The sequence below is a fragment of the Stenotrophomonas maltophilia genome (genome assembly GCF_047782825.1).
Lineage (GTDB): Bacteria > Pseudomonadota > Gammaproteobacteria > Xanthomonadales > Xanthomonadaceae > Stenotrophomonas.
On the sequence record NZ_CP180589.1, the window covers coordinates 2781448 to 2798915 of the forward strand.

Here is a 17468-nt window from a genome sequence, read left to right on the forward strand (position 1 = left end):
AGGGCCACCGATAGCCGCCGTGAGGGAATCGGCGCCGGCCGTGACACCGCGTGCACGCGCCTGGCCGCAGCGGCATCAGGCCGGCCGGCGCTTCATGCGCTCGTAGATATCGTCGGCCTGCACATCCACGTGGTCGACCCGGGTCACCTTGAAGTTCAGGTAGCGGCGCTGGTCCTTGCGCGAGGTCTCCAGAGTGGGCGTACCGAAGATGAATACCACGCAGGCCTCGCCACTGGCGGCGAAACGCTGCAGGCGCTTGATGTGCAGCGCGCCCATCTTCGAAGCATTCAGCGCGCTGTTCCAGACCATTGCCGTCGGGGCCTGCGGCGGGTCCAGCGTCTCTTCCCCCAGCGCCTCGACACGGGTCATGAAGCGGATGCGGTAGCCGTCGGGCGTCTGCGCAATCTTCGCCTTGCCCCAGTACACGCGCGCCTGCCCGGACAAGCGGGGCCGGCGCGGCGAAAAGTTCTCGAACATGTCGCGGTAGCTCAGCGCCGATGTCGCCCCCGCGGTCAGCGTCTGCGTGTCGTCGGTTCCGTCGCGGCGTGCCTTCAGCCAGCGCGACACCAGCGATGCCACCGAATAGAAATCGGTACGGCGGCTGCGCAGGCCCGCCGCATCGCCGCCACCGCCGCGCGTGCCGCCGCTGCCGGTACCTGCGGCGGGCGCAGCATCACGCACGGTGAAGTAGTCGGCCGGTCGCTCGAACAGGAAGCGGTCCGGCGGCGGCGTGCCCACCGCGTGGGTCTGGCCCTCGCCTGCAGTGCCCCCCTGCTGCGGTTCGCGCTCGGCCGCATACGGGCAACCGTCGGCGTGGGCCGGGCCCCTGTGGCGCACGCGGTAATGCGGCTGCACCTGCAGATTCAGCGCATCGGTTTCCAGGTTCACGCAGGTATAGCGCGCCGGGCAGCCATCGTGCGGGCAGGCAAACGCCCGCCGGTCGTTGATCACGCCCGCCCAGTACAGCTCATAGGCGCGCTCGGCATTGATCACATCGTTGAATTGCTCGCTGTACGCCAGTTCGGTTGCCATCGTTTACCTGTCTGCTGCGTCAGTGCTGGTGGTAGCACTGCACCCCCACGCGACCAGCGTATTGCGATTGCGTGAAATCCTCCGACAACCCCGGCACCGACTCCACGGCACCCGGCATCGGGTCGCGGCTGATCCAAAGGCCCTTGTAGGAACGCCTGCCAATGAAGATGATGGAAATGCCGTCGGGCCGTTCCGCGACCAGGCGCACCTCGTTGCCCTGCAGATCCTCCGGCAAAGGAGGCAGCCCACGGAGCGTATCCCTGCCCGGGCCAACCGCCGTGCCGATGCCGCGCCGGAACTCGCTGGACGGATGGCCCAGCACATACCGGTCGGCCCAGCGCAGCACCTCGTCCTGCCGCTCACCGTCGCGCAGGTAGGGGTACAGGTGCTGGCAGTTGATGAACTTCAGTATCGGCACGCACCCCGGCAGCACCAGCGCGGCGGCCAGCACCAGGCTGATGCGCAGGCCGCGCACCACTGCGGGAAAAGACCGTCCCTTGTCCATCCAGTACCCCGTGTCCGTCATGGTGAGGTTGCGATGGCCGCACAGTAGCATCGGCCGGCCCGGCATGCGCGGCCCCGGCATCAGCCCTGCGGGCGCGCCACCCGGGTCAGCATCCAGCAGCCATAGCGGCGCGCGAAAGTGTACTGCTCGGCCTGCGCATCGTCGCCCAGCCGCACCTGCTGCCCGCCTTCGGCCAGCGGGGTGATGACCGGGCTCGCGCGCAGCGTGGCACCACGCAGCCGCCGCAGCCGGGCCGGCCCGGCTTCGCGCTGCACGTCGGTGGCCGCAGGGCCGCGGTCGCTGGCCGCGCCATAGGCGGGCGTCTCGTATTCCAGCGGATCGGTGGTGTAGCGCATGCGCACCCGGTCATCGGCCAGATCGGTGAAGTAGCGCAGGAACTGCGCAAAGTCCTGCGATGGACAGCTCGGGTCGGCATCGGCCGGCGCTGGCGGGCCCACGGCGGGCCCCTCTGCCATCGCGCCCAGGCTGCCGCCCAGCAACAGCGCGCCCAGCCACGGCCGCAGCGCCCTGCCCTTCGGTATTCCCCATAGGCTCCCCACCCCTGCCGTCTCCCTGTCATGGCCTCTGCGGACGCCATCCCCTGCGTCCACCGTCACAGGCTAGCGCGAAACCGTTTTCCGGCGCAGCCGCCACGTTCTACACTGGCCGCCCCACGCCTGCCGGCAGCGGCCGCACGGAGCCCCCATGTCCCCCGACCACCCCGATTACAGTCTCCACCAGCAGATCCGCCAGGGCGTGGCCGCGCTGGACGAAAAGCACGGCCGTGCCTTCGATACCACCAGCGAGAACATGACCGCCAGCCTGACCGTGAAGGCCCGCGAACAAGGACTGGAACGTGCCGACCACGTGGTGGTCAGCAACGCCACCGCGCAGCACCCGGCCGGTCACAACATCTTCGTGGTGCAGGGCGACCCGGCCAATCCGGCCCACCTGCGCGCCATGCTGCCCACCGCCGAAGCCGCACAGACCCCGGCCGAAGAATCTCTGCAGAAGCTGGGCATCACCGCGCAGCAGCCGGCCATGGGCCTGCAACCGGAACAGCCGGCCCGCGAACAGGAACAGCAGCAGAACCCGGCGCACCGCCTGGGCTGATCGCCCCCGTGTAGAGCCGAGCCCACGCTCGGCTCAAGCTGTCAGCCAACGCCTACACCATGCGCGGCCCGGACTGCTCCTGCACCTGGCGCTGCTGCAGCTCTTCCTGCGCACGCACCTGCGCGGACTGCGACAACTGTTCAGCACGTTCGAACGACGCGTCCGCCGGTGTCTGCGCGGCCGCTACGGTTGGCATGCTGGCGCGCAGGTGGGCCGGGTCGTTGCGTTCGCCCTGCACGATGAAGATGTTCTGCGCCGCATCGGCCTGTGCGGTGCGATCGCTCAGCAGTACGTGGTCGACCTGGGTCAGGCCATTGGCCTTGGCCAGCGCATACAGACTGGCGCTGACGTTTTCGCTGGTGGTGGTATCCACGTTGTGGCCCCGCTCTGCATTGAGCCGTGCCACGCCCTGGTTGATCTGCGCGAGGAGTGGGTCGTTGCTGTGGCGGGCATCCGTGCTGCTGGACGCTACCGCGCGTTCGGGTGACAACGCGGGGGCTTCGTTCTCCGACAGCATTTTCTGGCGCCAATCGCGCTCGGGCATCTCGTTGTAATGCTCAGTATTCAGATCACTGTCCGGGAACGGCGGCTTGATGCTCTGCACTTCGGGCAGGTTGAACAGCACCTTCATCTGCCCTTCGTAGTCCTTGTCCGCCCCCATCCACGTCTGCCGGTGAATGCCGGCATGGTTCATCGCCGCCCACGCGAAGTCGGTGCAGCTGTGGGTAACGCCGTGGTACTTCATGTCGAAGCCGTAGGCCGCGGGATCGGCAGCGAACTCCTGGATCTTTTCGTACTGCTCCTTGCTGATTTCGATCGTTCGGGCGTAGTAGGGATCCTTGTAATCCCTCAGGTCCCGGTTGGAAACACCCGCCGGCACAGCGCCGAACTTTTCATCCATCCACCCCACTGCAGGGCCGTTCCCATCAGGCTGAAGTCCGAAGCTCTTTGCCTCTTCCCCATGCTGCGTCACAAGATACATGTGCCCAGTAAGCGAGCTGCCGCCGCCAGCCAAAGGCGTTCCCGGTGCCGCAAGGTAAATGGTGAGCGTGTGGCGATCGTCCTTGTTCATTACTTCGGCCTCGATGGATATCCAATTACAAGTTCAGCGGCGAGCCCGGCGAGCTCTGGCCGCTCCTCGGAAAGCTTGATCGTCAATCGGTACTTGCCGGCAGCGGCGGGTCGCCAATCTGCGAAGTTGCGGTAGATGTAGACCCGCTTCCCGTCCAGCAGCCCGGCTTTGCGCAATCCGCTTGCCGCGCTCTGAGCGGTGGTATGAGGCACCGCACCATCTGGACCGACCTTCGCCTCACTGCGCTGATTCTTCTGGGAGTATGTCAGTGGCACGTCAACGGCGCCCCCTGGCACTACCGCGTACAGATGCACCTGCGCTGGCAGGTCTCGCTGTGTGAGTCGCTCCTCATCAGCCAAGGCGGATTTCGCGTCATCCCCCCACACACGCAGGCCCACCATCAAGACCGGCACCTCATCCTCCCCTGCCGGCGGCAACTCGAATTCCAGATCCACCACCTGCCCTGCCTTGTCCAAGGCAATCGGGCGGGTCAGCGGCACCACCGTACGTACGGCGGCCTCCTCTGCAGACAGCAGCTTCGGCGGGGGCGCAGGTGGCTCGGCCGTGCAGCCCAGCAGCATCGACAGGCCAAAGGCCATTGCGGCCAAGCGCAGGCGTGGCAAAGGGAAGTTCGGCATCAGGACGTCCATGGGTCAGGTCGGCATTCCTTCGAGGCCGCGCCAACAGGTGGCCAGGCCGATAGCGGCATCTTCGCATGGGCCCGTGAATACACCTGTAGGGCAACTCTGAAGGGTGACCGGGGCCGCGGTTTGATGGCAGGCAGCCGGCAAAGAAAAAGGCAGGGTCTGCACCCTGCCTTTTCCGGGGGAAGCCGCCGGGCATGGCCCGGCGCTACCGTGCGTTACAACTGGATGCGGGCGACGCTTTCTTCGCTGCCCTTGGCATCCTTTTCGCCATTCTTGATGCTGACGTACAGCACGTTGTTCTTCGCATCCAGGGCGAGGCTGTTCGGGTGCGTGGGCACCGCGTAGGTGGCCAGCTTCTTGTAGCTGGTGCTGTCATAGGCGGTTACCGTGCCGCCATCGCGGTTGGTCACGTACAGGCGCTTGCGCGGTGCATCCAGCAGGATGCCCAGCGGGCCGGCATCGGTGGGGATGCTGGCCAGTTCCTTGCCGGTGCTGCGGTCAAGCACCAGCACGCGCTGGCCCGGGTGCTTGCTGGTGAAGCCCTCGCTGCTCTTGGTCATGTAGTTGCGGATCATCTCCGAACCCTGGTCGGTCACGAACAGGCGCTTGCCGTCCGGGTCCACCGCAATGTTCATCGGCTGCTCGGCGGCGATCTTGTGCTGGGCCACCACCTTCTTCGCGTCGGTGCCCACCACCACCAGGTCAGCCAGCAGATTGCTGGTGTACACGCGCTTGTTGGCCGCATCCAGCGCCAGGCCCGGCGCCTTGGCCTTGCCCAGGCCCGGAATGGTATCGATCAGCTTCAGCGTGGTGGTGTCCACCACGAACAGCACGCTGCCCTCGGCCGAATGGCCGGTCACGTACAGGCGGTTGGCGGCGCTGTCGACCACCAGCTCGCGCAGGTCGTGGGTGTAGGACGCCTTGCCGTCCTTGCCCACCTTCTTTTCCATCAGCTGCACGGTGCCGATGGCCTTGTTCTGCGCGGTATCGACCACGGTCACCGAGGTGTCCACGGTGTTGCCCACGTACAGGCGGTTGTGGGCGTCATCCAGCACCACGCCGAAAGCCTTGCGCTCCAGCGGAATGCGGGTCTGCACGGCCAGCGTGGCCGGGTCCAGGCGCAGCACCTGGGCCTGGCCGGCGTTGTCACCGAAGCCACCGGACGAAGCGACGAACACGGCGTTCTGGGTGGGGCTGAAGGCCAGCTCGTACAGGCCCTGGGCGATGGCCTGGCGCTGCACGGCGGTGGCGGTGCTGGTGGCGGCCGCGTTATCGGCGAAGGCCGCCGGGGCGCCAACGCTGAGCGAGATCGCTACGGCCAGGGTGGCCGAGCGCAGAAGGGAAAGACGGTTCATGCGAGCATCCTTGAAAGGGCACGGGAGGGTGTCCTGGCTCGCTGGGCCGTTCTGCGACGGCCCGCCCCGCATCTGTCTGCGCAGGGTGGGCTGGCTGGGTTAGCGGGGCAATGGTAGCAGCTGGGGGCTGTGGCGTCCGCCTGCGGGGGCATGGCGGACGCGCAACCTGCGCGCGTGCCCTCACACCATGCGGGGCCCGTGCGACTGCTGCAGCTGCTGCTCTTCCTGCAGGCGCTGCGCATCGCGCTGCGGCTGGGTCTGGGCGAGCTGCTCGATGCGCTCGAAGGACGCCGCCACCGGTGTCTGCGCAGCAACGTCAGCCGGCAGGCTGGCGCGCAGGTGCGCCGGGTCGGTGCGGTCGCCCTGCACTATGAAAAGGTTGGGCGCTGCATCGCCACGGCGTTCGCCGAGCAGCACCTCGTCCACGCGGGCGAACTGCCGCTCTTTGGAAAGCGCGAGAAGGCTGGCGCTGATGTTGGTGCTTTCCGCGCCGAACGCATTCATGGCGACCACGCGCTGGTGGATCTGATTCAGACGCGGGTTGTCGGCGTGGCTGGGATCACCCGGCGTACCGGTCCAGGCCAAGGCATCCGCACGGGTGGGGTCATTGGCGTCCGTGGACCACCGCTGTATCGCGTTGGTCTGCGCGGGCATCGGCTTCCATTCTTCCCGGTCCAGCTCACTGCCCTTCACCTGTGGGCGGATGCTCTGTATCGGCCCGATGTTGTCCAGCACCTTCAACGTACCTTCGTACGTCTTGAATTCCCCGAAGATGGTGTTGCCGTGGATACCCGCATGGTTCAAGGCACCCCAGGTGAAATCCACGCAGGAGTTGGTCGCGAGGTTGTAGTTGTCCTTGTCGAAACCGTGTTTTTCCGGAGCTTGGGCAAACTCGATGATCTTGTCGTACTGCTCCTTGGTAATCTCGATCGTGCGCTGATAGCGCGGATTCTGGTAGACCTCCAGATCGTGCTCGTCCACCTCTCCGTAGCTCTTGCCGTCAGGGCCGATTTTCCGGGTAAAGCCAAAGCTCAGGGCATCTTCGCCCTTCCCCACCCGATCAAGGGAGAGATACATGTGACCGACCTCGGAGTCATCGAGATCAATCTCCTTCCCCGCACGCATGCCCTTGCGCGGTGTGCCGGGTGCGGCAACATGGATGGTTACGGTGCGGCGATCCTGTGCGTCCTGCATGATTTACTTTCCTAGCGAGTAGTACGCGGCAATGAACTCGGGTTGCACATCTTTGAGATCCGGACGATCTTCCAGAAGATCAAGCGTTACACGGTAGCGACCCGCATCAATCAGCCCCGCATCCGCAATCTGCAACATCAGGTAGAACACGTCCTTCGATTTCAGCCCAGCCTGTTCCAACGGGTAGCTGTCCACGCCGCCCGGGCTCAGGCGCTCGACACAGCCGCCTTCAGGCAGCACCTGCATGCCTCGGCCTCCGCTCGACGGCCTGGAAAGTGGGATGACCTTGGGGCCGGAGTCATCCAGGCGTTGAAGCACGATCCGCGCCTTCAGAACCCCTTGCCTCAGGTTTTCAGTGGCTTCCGACACCGGCTTCTGTTCGGCCCCATGCAGCCGAAGCCCAAGCTTCAACCACGACATCTGCGGGTCGACCGCCGCCGGCGCATCAAACGTCACGTCCACAATCCGCCCGGCCTTGTCCAATCGCACGCCACGGGTGAACGGCACCACCGAACGTGCATCGGCCTCGGCACGGGTGAGCAGCTTCGGCGGCTCCGGCGGTGGCGAGAACAGGCCGCAGCCTGCCAGCAGCACCAGCACAGCCGATGCGCACAGCACACGCACCGGGCGCATCACTGGCCCTTCAACCGCAGCGAATCGGCCACATCGGTCTGCGCCGCCACTTCCGTGGCGATGCTGGCGCGGCGGTGCGCCGGGTCGTTGCGGTCGCCTTGCACGATGAATATGCTTTCGGCCGCATGGGCATCGCGGGTAGAGCGGCTCAGCAGCACGTGGTCCACACGCGAAAGGTTGTTCTGCTTGGCCAGCACCAGCAGGCTGGCGCTGATGCGCTGGCTGGTGTCGTCGAAGGTGCGCCCATGCACGGCGTCCAGCTCGGCCACCTTCTGGATCAACTGCGAAAACAGGCGGTGGTCCGGGTGCGAGGGGTCCAGCAAGGTGCCAGCCACCTCGATCGGGGTGGGCGGCGGCTCGTGGTCGGCGCGGTCGCCCTGGCGGTGATGCTCGGCCTCGCGTTCGGGCATCGGGTAATGGCTTTCAGCGTTCAGATCACTGGCCGGGAACGGTGCGGCAATGCACTGGATTTCCGGCAGGTTGAACAGCACCGCGAACTCGCCCAGATCGCTGCCGCCATCCAACGGCGCCGGCAGCGGGTGCAGGCCGGCGTAATGCAGCGCGGCCCAGACGAAATCGCTGCAGCGGTTGATGGTGGCCGGGCGGTCCACGTCGAACTCGAATTCCGACGGCTCCTCGGCGAAGTCACGCAGGCAGCCGTAATGCTCCTCGGTGATTTCCAGGGTGCGGCTGTAATAGGGGTCCTGGTGCTCGTCGGCATCGTCGTGGCGCACCTGGGCGTACTGCACGCCGGTGGCGGTCTCCCCAGGCGGCAGGCGCGGCGGGGCGAAGCCGTAGCTGTGGGCCTCTTGGCCGGCGGCCACCTGCAGGTACATCTGCCCGCGCGGCGATATTCCCCCACTCTTCAGCGGGGTGCCCGGCGCGGCCAGGAAGACGGTTACCGTGTAGCGCGTTGCTTGCTCCATGCCTGCTCAGCCTTGTTGGGTACTGCGGTCCTGGGGGGATGATCGCATAGGTGGGTTCTACCGCATGTGGTCGGCACGAGACCCGTAGCGGCGGCATGCTGAATGTGTGAACCAGCGAACACTGAGCCATGGGAAGCAGATCCACAGCACCGTCCGCCAGGCGGTGAAGATAGTGAAGGGCTGCACGCTATCCGGCGTGCCCGGTTGCGACTGCGGGCTGAAGCGCCTATCGGCGCTGCCGCCTTCACGGGTGAGGTCCAGCGGCATGGCCACCCGCAGTCCATTGGCGAATACCAGGGTAGCGGGCGTAGCGCTTCACAGCCCGGCCGCGCGCACGACGCGACCGCAGGCACGTCATCAATACGTGGCAATCTGGGAATTGTTCGAGATCGAGCTGAACATGTGCAAAGCCCGACAAATTGCTGAACGCACCAGAACCGCATGCAGCGTGATCGGCTTCGTGGAATACGTTACGGAACCTGTCTTATAGTGCCTCGTACACCGCAAGGAACGGCCGCATGAACCTGCCACCGCCGGGCCGCTGGTTGGCCCTGGCCATCGCCTTGGCCAGCACCACGGCCTGCAGCAAGGCCCCCTCCAAGGAACCGGAGCACCGGGAGACCCCCATGACCGACACTGCACAGTCCCATACCGTGGACGGCTACACCTACACCACAGCCCCCGTGGAAGCCACGCTGGGCCCGCACCGCTACGCCTTCCCCGCCAACCTGTACGACGACCAGATGGGACCGGCGGTAGGCGGCGGCGTGGGCCTCACCCTCATGTGGCCCGATCTGCAGGCGGCACCGCCGGGCACGCGCGCCTCGCGCAGCATGTCCGACCACCACCGCGCCATCAGCCTGTCGCTGGATTACATCGACGCCCTGCCCATCGCCGAGCTGCTGCCGCGCAAGACCAGCACCGAAGCGACCACCGAGGATGGCTCGATCAACCGCGACGACCCGCGCCGCCGGCTTGACCTGCGCACCGCCGGCACGCCGCGCTTCGGGCTCACCCCGTACGCCATCGACGAAGCCCGCATGACGCAGTTTTCCGAGGCGTACACCGCGCAGCGCGGCGCGCCGCCGGTGCGCACGCCCGAGACCGACCTGGAGTGGTACATCGCGCGCGACGCACAGGGTGCGCTGGCCACCTTCATCACCTGCAACCCACCGCAGGATGGGAACGAGGGACTGACCGTGCAGGGCACCACGCTGGTGGATGATCCCGATGTGCCGGTGGCCACCTGCACGCATACCTTCACCGACCCGCAGGATGGGTTGTCGGTGCGCGCGATCTACCCGCGCGCACTGCTCAAGGACTGGAAGGCCATGGAGGACGCCACGCGCGCCCTGCTGGCCCGCTACAAACTGCGGTAACCGACCACGGTTCAGGAGGAACGACACATGGGCGAATTGACCCGCAAGGATCTGGAGATCCTCAAGGAGTACGCAGACAACGGAAACCGCGAGCGCTACTGGAGCTATCTGGCGCACAAGGAACATTCCGATGGCTACGGCCTGCTGGCCCTGGGCGTGGTGCGCAACGACAACCTGCCGGGCCAGGTAGCCAACGCCTACGCGCAATCGCAGGCCCGCGACCAGCACGACCGCAACCCGGCCCTGCAGAACCGCAACCTGACCGAGCGCGAGTGGGAGGCCTTCGGCCAGACCCTGTTGCACCGCGACCTGGAACGCCGCGAGCACTGGATGGAGGCCAAGCGTCCCGACCTGGCCCTGAACCTGCCCGGCCGCGATGTGCAGCAGGCGCACGATGAAGCCTTCAAACGCCACCACCTCGACCCCAACTGCTGGACCCCGCGCGTGTTGCTGGAAGCCACCCGCAAGGAACGCGGCGAAGGCAAGGCCGAGGAGGTATGGAAGGAGATGCTCAACAACGACGTTGGCGGCACCCAGCGCGCGGTCAATACGCTGGGCAGCGCGTACCTGGCCATGCCCGTCCTCAGCGCCACCGGCTATGTCGGGCGGCTGGGCCTTTACGAAGCCTCGCTGATGGCCGAGGCACTGCCCAGCAGCAATCCCAACGTCATCGGCTCGCGCAGCTCGTACCACATGTATTCGGAAAAGGAGCAGGCCTGGTACCTGCAGGTGCCAGGCAGCATCCCGCTGCGCGAGCACAACCCGAAGATCATCGCCACGCTGGATGACGCCCGTGCCGTGCGCCTGGAGCGCGCGGAGAAGGCCACGCACTTCCACCCCGAGGACAACTACCGCACCCACCTGGATACGCCCAAGGTCGTGCTCAACGAGCCGCTGGAGCGCGATGGCCGCCAAACGCAGCTGGCCGCGAGCCGCCCCGACCACACCAACGACCCGGTGTACCAGCAGATCCGCGGCCAGGTGGCCCGCCTGCAGGCCGAACACGGCCCGGTGCTGGGCAACGACCCCGATGGCGTGACCGCGCGCCTGGCAGTGCTGGCCAAGGAGAACAACCTCAGTCAGGTGGATCACGTGATGCTCGGCAGGGCCGGCGGCCCCGGAGGTGCGGGGCAGAACCTGTTCCTGGTGCAGGGCGCGCTGGATGATCCGGCCCACCACCGGGTAGCGATGTCTGCCGAGCAGGCCGTACAGGCGCCGGCCGAGCAGAGCTACCGGCAGCTGGACGCACTGGCGCAGCGGCAGGTGCAGGATGTGGAAAGCGCGCAGCAGGTGCAGCGGGAGGGGATGCGGATGGCGTGAGCCGTCCGTGGGCCAGGCACATGGAACAACTGTGCCGCCTAACCGCCACCACTCGCAGCCCGCATCTGAATCTCATGCTGCACCCGCTGGTCGTCCAACTGCTGTTCCATCTGGTTGGCCACCGCACGCTGCTGCGCCTCGCGGCTGACCACATCCAACTGCTGCATCGATTCCTCGACCGAGGTCTGCGCCGCTTGTTCCGTGGGCATGCTCGCACGCTGGTGTGCCGGGTCTGCAGGTTCACCCTGCACCAGGAACAACGTATAACCTGCCGGGTGCTCGGCGGTGGCATTGCTCACCAGCACGTGGTCCACACGCTCCAGATCGTTGTCCTTGGCCAGCACAGTCAGGCTGGCGGCCATGCGCTCGCTGGTCTGGTCGAAGCTCCGGCCATGCTTCGCGTCCAGCGCCTCGATGCCTTGGCGGACCTGCTGATACAGGGCATGGTCGGGATGGTCTGGCTGAGCAGGGCCAAACACGTCGCCCACAGGGTGCGGCGTGGCAGCGCTGGTACCCGTTCGTAGCTCGGCTTTCGACAGCGTGCCCTCCTCGGCGGCTGGAGTGGGTGAGACGGGATCCTCCTGCTGCGCTGCCTTCTCCAACCGCTCCGCCACAGGCGCCACGTCACTGTTTTGCGCGACGGGCGCTTCGGGTGTCTCCACGTGCGCAGGCGGTGCTGGGAACGGAGGCAGCTCGGGCTGGGTGTGCTCCGCCACCGGCGCATGAGTTGCCTCCGGCACGGGCTCAGGCGTAACCGGTGGTACAGCCGCATGCTTCGGCTCAGGGGCAACCTGGGTCGGGGCCCGCTGTGCCTCCTCCGCATACGCGCGGTGGGGTACTGCATCCGGGACGGCGGCCACGTCAGCGGCTGGCTCCCGCGGCATCCGTGCTGTAGGTGCTTCAGCCACTTCCTGCGTGCGCTCCGGGGCTTTTGCCTGCTGCGGCACATCCTGGCGCGGCGCCTCAGGCTCACGACGCACCTCCCGCGGCTCCTCCCGCTTGGCAATCTCAGGGGCATCACGCTCAGTGGCGGGCGCTGGCGCCGCCACGGGGGGCGCAGCTGCGGCAGCGGGCTTAGAGGAAGCGGGCACGCGATGCTGGATCTGCTCGCGCTGGGCTTCTGCCATCGCCTCGTCGGCCTCCGTAGCCACGGGTGCACTGCGTTGAACCTGCTGCGCTGCCGCCATGGCCGCCTGGCCAGCGTCCACCGTGGCCGCGCCTTGCCGGTTGGCCTCCTGCAGCGCCTGCTGGTACGCCTCCTGCTCGCGCGGCGACAGTGCTGCGATGCGCAGCTCGGGCGAATCGGGCACCGGGGCCTGTTGGGCGGCACGCTCGCGCACTTCGCGCCATGCCGCCTGCAGTTCCTCGGTGGTCGTGGTCGCTACAGGATGGGCAACACCATCGGCACCCACCTGGTAGTGGGTAATCGCGCGTGACTCGCCCGCATTGCCCTCAACCGCAGGCGCAAGCTGCTGCATCGTCGCGCCGGTAATGCCGTGCTGGGCACGCGTGCGCGCCGTGGCCAGCTCGATGGCCTCCATCCACTGCGGGGATGGCGAGATGCCGGCAGAGGCATAGCCATGCCGCACCTCGTTCCGGTTCATCTCGGCATTCGTAGGCGCGGGGCGCGCCTCAAGCGCGGCAACAGTACGGTCGAGGACCTCAATCGACGGCTGCTGGATCTTGCGCGTCGCCTCCAGTTCCAGCGCCATGTTGCCCTGTGCTACGCGCCCCTCGTGGGACCACGTTCCCGCCTCGTCACGCTGGTAGAGCACGTTGTCCGAACCAAGAATGGCGTCCGGCCGGGCCCGCGCCGCCTCTACAGCATCGGGCACCAAGGGCACAAAATCGCTTGCGCGCGTGGCGGCACGATTCTCCAGGTAACTTGCTGCAATCGCCGCCTTGCCATGGGCGATGTTGTCCTCGATGCGCTGCACGGCCTGCTGGTTCAGCTCTACAGCGCGCTCAGGTGTCGCCGTCTGGGTTTCGTAGACGCCGCGATCGTTGGCGCCGGACACACCCGTCTTGATCTGGCGGGTCCATTGCTCGGTCTGGGCATCGCGATGCCAGTTTGGGTTGCCGAAGCCATTTCCTTCATCGCCGCGGGCAGGAAGGTTGAAGGGATCCTGCGTTGCCGGCGCAGCCTTCAGTGCCAGCTCCACTGCACTTACGCTGGCCTTTGCGCCCAGTTCGCGTGCTTTTTCATAGCTGGCGCCGACACTGTGCTCGGTGGCAACCCCAGGGCCGGCAGCCGAGTCCTCCATCCTGGCCTGGCGCTGCCAGTTGTTGCCGTCAAATTTCCACTGCACGCGTGCATTGTCTTCCTGCTGATACACCGCGCGGTTGTCGAGCAGGTCGGCACCCTTGTCGAATGCCTTGCTCATGAACAAGGCATCGGCCGCGACCACCGCCGCCGGCACGAAGCTGGACGTGCCGATCACGGAGGCGGTTGCCATACCTCCCAGCCAGCCACCGCCACTGCGTGCAATCGCGTGGTTGAACTCGGACTGGGCGGCCGTGCTGTTGCCCTGCTGCAGGTGCTCGGATATGCGCCGCGTGGTGAGGATGGCATCCGCGCCGGAGGCGAGCAGGCCGCCGGAGCGGACCAATTGACTGGCGGAGGCTTCGCCTATGAGGAGGTCCATGGAAACGAAGCCCTGGGCTCGCGGGATACGCAGTGGCGCTGCCGCTTCAACCCCCAGAGAATTCTCCACAATCGTGATACCCCGCGGCGTCATGGTCAGACGTCCGCTTTGATAGGCATTCGAAATTGCCTGAGACAGGCGCTGCCGCTGCAGATCGCCGTCTCCTCCTCGCGTAAGGGGGCTGGAGATAGTCTGAGCGTGCTGAACGGTGGTGACGACACGCCGCTCTTCGTGAGTGACAGCAGCCCAACCATTGTCACCCGGTGTGAAGCTCTTCAGCTGTTGAAGTTGAGGTGCATGGGTCTGGCCGTATGCCGCCTCATTGAAGAAGAAGCTCTGAACCTGTGGTCGAATGTCACTGGACTTGAGACCGTAAGGGGCATTTGTGTACAGGTCGCCATTGATCAGACCAACTCGAACGTTGTCACGCAACGCCTCAACCCGGCCGGTGATCCGCTGCAACGCCAAGGGATCTCCGTTGAGGGCATTTGCACCGTCAGGGGTCTGCTCCAAACGCCTCAAGCGCTGCTGCAAGCCAATCTGATAGTCCGCGATTGGGCCGCCGCTATGCGGGGTGACACCTAGTGTCTGGGCGAAGGCAGGATCCGCCGGCAAGAAGATTCGGTTCTCGGGTGCGTGGATATCAAAGTGCCCTGCATCGGCCAGCGCCTTGAGCAAAGGGCTACGCTCCAGGGTGCGCTGCTCAATGGCATGGTGATCCTGAAAAATCGGTCCATTACGAGGCATCAGTCAGGCTCCTTCCTGCTTTTCGACTTCTTGTCAGCTAGATATCCGATGCGTCAATGAACCACAGTCCATCAGCGTCGCTATCAACGGCCATACCAGCTGCAGCAACGGCTTCCCGGAAGGTTAGATCGCAGAACACGGTTCCGGTGTAGGGGGTCCTGAAAACATGCGCGTTACCCAGTTTGCTACGGTCAAAAGTGACGCTGGCACCGCCACTCAGATCGTAGAACTTTCCATTGATGAATTCTTCGGAAGTATCTATCAGAAGAGTAGATGCGGCTTCATCAAGCGCGTCTATTACCGATACAACGGTGCAGAGATAGCGCACCTCACCCTTGATTCCGCCTTCTATCAAGTAATCAACTTCTGTAAAGGCGAAGGCACTGGGATCGATAGACGCCATGGCGTCATGGAGCCGCTTCGAAACTAGCCAGTACCCGCTGAATCCTGGCTCCAGATCCTTCGGAGGCGGGCCATCGCTTGGGTCAAACCTCAAGCGCGGAATCTCTCGCAATAGCGGCATCCCTCCTTCCGCAGGCAGCAAGATCAGCCGGGGCGGTGACAGAAGACGCTCGAGATTTGTGAAGGTGACGCCGCAACGTGGACCACTGATTGTGCCTGCTTCGAGGATGAAGAATTCCCCGCGGCGGGGCGTCTTGTTTGAAGTCGGTTCCATGCTCTTTTTCGGTCCTTCTAGCCACAGGTTCTGGAAGGAGAGCTTACCCCTCCGTCCGCCGCGATCAAGCTGTCAACTCGTCGTATGGGTTCTCGATCACACGCCTGATCTGGGCTTACTGCGGCGCGGCACTTGGATGCCCATCCGCCATCTCTCATCTGCGGCGACGCCGTAGAACCAAAGACCGAGTGACTGCCTGGATGAGATGATCCCCGCCCGCTCAACGGCACTGCAAAATACGCTGTCGCAAAACACACCGCCATGAAACGCTAGGCGGAAGACATGCGCGTCACGCAGGACTTCCGGGTGGAACGCCAGACGCACCTCGCCGGTCAGGTCATGGAACTTCACGGCCTCGAACTCAGCATCCGTTGCCGTAGTTCTACGCCGGTCCGTGCCCGCGGGCAATCAGAACCCTACGAAATCCATCGCAGGTTTGGAGTCCCGTCCCATCTCGTGAGACCCCACCACCCCATCCTCCCCTCCCCCCAGGAGGATGACCATGACCAAGATCGACCCCGCATGGCTGGAAGCCTTCGACAAGGCGCTTCTCCATCTGTTCGCCATCGACCACAGCGACGCCGGCATGGATGAGTTCCTGCTGCACTGCTACTCAGACCTGCCGCCGCGCGAGGCGGCGCTGGCGTTTGGCGATGATTACGGCTTGGACCGCGATGATGCGCTGTGGCCGCGACCCGGGCTGGAACGCCAATGTTAAGCAGTGACGCCTTTGCCCCGTTTTCGGCCATGGGCATCGTGATGGCCTGTCGTAATCGGGCGCCCGTGGTGTCGCAAAGCCTTGATGGCGTTCAACGAATTGCCGTTATCTGAATATCGGGCGTAGCCCTTGTCCCGCAAGCGACGGGCTGCACTCGCGGCCATGCAACAATGCCGTAAGCGTCAACACTTGCGGCCTCTAAGGGCCACGGTTTCTTGGCATCTCGCAACCGTGCGAGTACACCTTGGCATGCCACCTGACACGAGGTGGCACGGGCGTCGAAAACCCGGTTAACAACCATGTGTTTACGCTTGTCAGCCGGCGTCACTTTTGCGTGGCGCCGGCTGGCAATCCGTTCGCGTTCCATGGCGGGCGGTGCGTGGGGGCATTCGTGCCCGCCGGCTTGGTTGTTAACCGGTTTTCGAGCCACGCATCGTCCGCCACCTTTGTCGGTGGCCCGTTGTCTGTCCTGCACGGAGCACTGCCATGAACGCATCGGAACATCTGCATCTGAATACCCAGCGCGATCCAGCCAACGCTGAAGAAGCGTGCGACCCAAACGCCGATCCCAACGCGTTTGTCGCCACGCTGCGGCGTATCGGCACGGGCGCAGCGGCAGACGGCCAACCGTGGCCGGAGCGCCACCAGCTGCCCGGGCGATGCCTGGCACTGGCCGACGCGGATTGCGCCCTGGCCGGGCTGCGCGTGGTGCAGGAAGTGCTGCTGGCCGGCGAGCGTTCGCGGCAGAACAGCGGCGCCGAGGAGTACCTGGGCGACCGGGTGATGGAAGGGCTGATGATGGCCTGCGTGGCGCTGACCGCGCAGGTGACCGAGCGGCTGCAGGTGCGCGAGTAGCCCGGTTGGGCTCGGCCCTCTGTCGCCAGGCTGCGGGCCGTTGACGCGTTGACGCGGCCCGCTCGCCTTGTTGTCCATCCACTATCTGTAGAGCTTCCCATGAGGCTTGTGATCTATGGCGTTGTGCTGCTGACACTCCTGTGTGCGGCGGTCGCCAACCGGAATCTGCCCAGGATTGGGTTGAACCTTTGGATATTGCGAAAGGCACCCGATGCGGAGTTCGCTGTCATGCGCGAGGATGCCGTGCGGCTGGTGCGCGGGGGCGTGGTGCGCGGCGGGTTGCAGCCGGAGGAGAGGTACTTCGAGGTGAGCTGCGATGGAAAGCCGGTGATGCTCGTGGACAACTCGCTCGAGCAGCTTGTGATTGTGCTGTATGCGGACAGATGGATTGATGTTCCGTGCGTTGTGCCGCTGATGTCGCATTGGAGTGGGCGGATTTTGGGGGAACGGGTGGGCGCATAGCGGAGGTGAGTACTGCGGTTCCCGGTGCGCCGGCACTCCATGGTGGAAGTGCGGAGGGGGATGGCTGTCGATTGGGCCCTGCGCAACACTGCGTATTCAGTGTGGAAGTGTGTCCTGCTGCTCTGGAACAGCGTGCTATAGGCGCCCTATAGTGGAGGCCACCACCGCATGGGACGCGCTGATGCACGC

Annotated in this window: 17 protein-coding genes and 1 pseudogene; 6 read left to right on the forward strand and 12 right to left on the reverse strand. The window is 65.4% G+C overall.

The window, feature by feature from the left end; all coding sequences use genetic code 11:
• Window positions 1-75: 75 nt before the first annotated feature.
• Genes ACM2ZB_RS13020 through ACM2ZB_RS13030 form a run of 3 tightly spaced genes read right to left on the reverse strand, consistent with a single transcriptional unit; the run spans window position 76 to window position 2097 of the window.
• The gene (locus ACM2ZB_RS13020; RefSeq protein ID WP_416055749.1) at window positions 76-1032 is read right to left on the reverse strand and encodes a hypothetical protein; all 957 of its coding nucleotides are present in this window, start codon (window positions 1030-1032) and stop codon (window positions 76-78) included.
• A gap of 19 nt (window positions 1033-1051) precedes the next feature.
• Window positions 1052-1618: a hypothetical protein gene (locus tag ACM2ZB_RS13025; RefSeq protein ID WP_416055750.1), complete on the reverse strand. Its 567-nt coding sequence runs from the start codon at window positions 1616-1618 to the stop codon at window positions 1052-1054.
• The gene (locus ACM2ZB_RS13030; RefSeq protein ID WP_416055751.1) at window positions 1618-2097 is read right to left on the reverse strand and encodes a hypothetical protein; all 480 of its coding nucleotides are present in this window, start codon (window positions 2095-2097) and stop codon (window positions 1618-1620) included. Before ACM2ZB_RS13030 ends, ACM2ZB_RS13025 begins: the two co-directional genes overlap by 1 nt.
• A gap of 145 nt (window positions 2098-2242) precedes the next feature.
• On the opposite strand from ACM2ZB_RS13030, the gene ACM2ZB_RS13035 reads away from it, so the two are divergent.
• Entirely contained in the window at window positions 2243-2650 is a 408-nt protein-coding gene (locus tag ACM2ZB_RS13035) for an XVIPCD domain-containing protein (RefSeq protein WP_416055752.1), read from the forward strand.
• 52 nt (window positions 2651-2702) lie between these two features.
• Here ACM2ZB_RS13035 and ACM2ZB_RS13040 read toward each other — a convergent pair whose 3' ends face one another.
• The 6 genes from ACM2ZB_RS13040 to ACM2ZB_RS13065 all read right to left on the reverse strand — a co-directional run bounded on the left by ACM2ZB_RS13040 (window position 2703) and on the right by ACM2ZB_RS13065 (window position 8477).
• Window positions 2703-3722, reverse strand: coding sequence for an XVIPCD domain-containing protein (locus ACM2ZB_RS13040; RefSeq protein ID WP_416055753.1), 1020 nt, complete (start codon window positions 3720-3722; stop codon window positions 2703-2705).
• Complete coding sequence (locus tag ACM2ZB_RS13045) at window positions 3722-4372, reverse strand: hypothetical protein (RefSeq protein WP_416055754.1); 651 nt, start codon at window positions 4370-4372, stop codon at window positions 3722-3724. The genes ACM2ZB_RS13040 and ACM2ZB_RS13045 overlap by 1 nt, the downstream gene beginning before the upstream one ends.
• 212 nt (window positions 4373-4584) lie before the next feature.
• Complete coding sequence (locus ACM2ZB_RS13050; RefSeq protein ID WP_416055755.1) at window positions 4585-5724, reverse strand: YncE family protein; 1140 nt, start codon at window positions 5722-5724, stop codon at window positions 4585-4587.
• Window positions 5725-5904: 180 nt separating this feature from the next.
• Window positions 5905-6918, reverse strand: a complete 1014-nt coding sequence (locus ACM2ZB_RS13055; RefSeq protein WP_416055756.1) for an XVIPCD domain-containing protein — start codon at window positions 6916-6918, stop codon at window positions 5905-5907.
• A 3-nt stretch (window positions 6919-6921) separates the two neighbouring features.
• Window positions 6922-7551, reverse strand: a complete 630-nt coding sequence (locus tag ACM2ZB_RS13060) for a hypothetical protein (protein ID WP_416055757.1) — start codon at window positions 7549-7551, stop codon at window positions 6922-6924.
• Window positions 7551-8477: an XVIPCD domain-containing protein gene (locus ACM2ZB_RS13065; protein ID WP_416055758.1), complete on the reverse strand. Its 927-nt coding sequence runs from the start codon at window positions 8475-8477 to the stop codon at window positions 7551-7553. The genes ACM2ZB_RS13060 and ACM2ZB_RS13065 overlap by 1 nt, the downstream gene beginning before the upstream one ends.
• Window positions 8478-8995: 518 nt before the next feature.
• Here ACM2ZB_RS13065 and ACM2ZB_RS13070 point away from each other — a divergent pair.
• Together ACM2ZB_RS13070 and ACM2ZB_RS13075 are read left to right on the forward strand one after the other, a co-directional pair.
• Entirely contained in the window at window positions 8996-9856 is an 861-nt protein-coding gene (locus tag ACM2ZB_RS13070; protein WP_416055759.1) for a hypothetical protein, read from the forward strand.
• Between the two features lie 27 nt (window positions 9857-9883).
• Complete coding sequence (locus tag ACM2ZB_RS13075; RefSeq protein WP_416055760.1) at window positions 9884-11176, forward strand: XVIPCD domain-containing protein; 1293 nt, start codon at window positions 9884-9886, stop codon at window positions 11174-11176.
• 38 nt (window positions 11177-11214) lie between these two features.
• Here the strand turns inward: ACM2ZB_RS13075 and ACM2ZB_RS13080 are convergent, their stop codons facing one another.
• From ACM2ZB_RS13080 to ACM2ZB_RS13090, 3 genes and pseudogenes are all read right to left on the reverse strand, one after another.
• A complete protein-coding gene (locus ACM2ZB_RS13080; RefSeq protein ID WP_416055761.1) occupies window positions 11215-14568 on the reverse strand; it encodes an XVIPCD domain-containing protein in 3354 nt (1117 codons plus the stop codon).
• Window positions 14569-14605: 37 nt separating this feature from the next.
• Window positions 14606-15244, reverse strand: coding sequence for an imm11 family protein (locus tag ACM2ZB_RS13085; protein ID WP_416055762.1), 639 nt, complete (start codon window positions 15242-15244; stop codon window positions 14606-14608).
• Window positions 15245-15409: 165 nt separating this feature from the next.
• Window positions 15410-15574, reverse strand: a pseudogene (locus ACM2ZB_RS13090) (imm11 family protein); the annotation flags it as partial.
• Window positions 15575-15746: 172 nt separating this feature from the next.
• On the opposite strand from ACM2ZB_RS13090, the gene ACM2ZB_RS13095 reads away from it, so the two are divergent.
• The 3 genes from ACM2ZB_RS13095 to ACM2ZB_RS13105 all read left to right on the forward strand — a co-directional run bounded on the left by ACM2ZB_RS13095 (window position 15747) and on the right by ACM2ZB_RS13105 (window position 17279).
• Window positions 15747-15962 (forward strand): hypothetical protein, encoded by a 216-nt coding sequence (locus tag ACM2ZB_RS13095; protein WP_416055763.1) that lies wholly within the window; start codon window positions 15747-15749, stop codon window positions 15960-15962.
• A gap of 486 nt (window positions 15963-16448) precedes the next feature.
• The gene (locus tag ACM2ZB_RS13100; RefSeq protein WP_416055764.1) at window positions 16449-16817 is read left to right on the forward strand and encodes a hypothetical protein; all 369 of its coding nucleotides are present in this window, start codon (window positions 16449-16451) and stop codon (window positions 16815-16817) included.
• A gap of 99 nt (window positions 16818-16916) precedes the next feature.
• Complete coding sequence (locus ACM2ZB_RS13105) at window positions 16917-17279, forward strand: hypothetical protein (RefSeq protein ID WP_416055765.1); 363 nt, start codon at window positions 16917-16919, stop codon at window positions 17277-17279.
• The last annotated feature ends 189 nt before the right edge of the window (window positions 17280-17468 follow it).